The sequence below is a fragment of the Pseudomonas sp. P5_B2 genome (genome assembly GCF_056400445.1).
Map to the genome: position 1 here is coordinate 1 of NZ_JBFULH010001172.1, position 905 is coordinate 905.

Annotated in this window: 1 protein-coding gene; it reads left to right on the forward strand. The window is 42.8% G+C overall.

Translation table 11 applies throughout. The annotated features are described in order from the left end of the window. Positions 1 to 19: 19 nt before the first annotated feature. Positions 20 to 826 (forward strand): glycosyltransferase, encoded by an 807-nt coding sequence (locus AC1DRJ_RS29980; RefSeq protein ID WP_477805311.1) that lies wholly within the window; start codon positions 20 to 22, stop codon positions 824 to 826. Positions 827 to 905: the final 79 nt, after the last annotated feature.

Sequence of the window (905 nt, forward strand, 5' to 3'; positions counted from 1 at the left end):
TACCTTGAGTGCCTAAATAATGATCAGTGCTAATTTGTCGGCTGGCAGCTCTAATGCCTTTAGCATAGTGATAGTAAATTACAAGACGCCAGAAATCACCAAAATATGTTTAGATCTATTGCGCCAGCATGTAGGCAATAGCGTCCCAATATGGGTAGTAGATAACTATTCCGCCGATGAAAGCACTGAGTATTTGAGATCGCTTGACTGGATTAATTTAATTGAGCGTTCTGTCTCTGAACCGGAGCCAGGCCATATTGCGCATGGCAAAGCACTTGATCTGGTTTTGGAGCGAGTTGAAACTGATTATTTGTTCCTTATGCATACTGACACATTTATTTTCGATAAAAACGTTTTCCCGATGATGTTGAATAAATGCATTAAAAATCCAAAAATCGCAGCCGTCGGATGTGTAGAGCAATTAAATCGTGGAACCACAAGAACTCTTTGGCGTTTTAGTTCGCGACTGTTCAAACACCATTTCAGACGCCTGAAAATATCTGTTGGATTACGCTCCAGAGAGCCTAAGCCCTACAGGGAAGTGTACTTGAAGAGTTTCTGTACGTTATGGAATTGCAAGCTTATCAAGCAGTATGGCCTGCATTTTTCGATGGACGATCGTGTTCCTGGTTATACTCTCCAAGACCGCATGACTGAGCGTGGCTATGTCGTTGAAATGTTATCGCCGCGTAAAATTTTCAGCTATCTGGATCATATTCAGTCGGGTACTGTCGCAGCGGCTGGGGGCTATGAATCGACTCACAGACGAACAAAAATGTACAATAACATTCTTAAGCGCGTGAACAAGGACAACAGCAAGGCATAAGTTAAGCAGGCTCACACGAGCAATGCGTTTGGCTCTGTTTCAAGGCATCCCACAGGTTTTTTGTATTAAGTTATTGGAG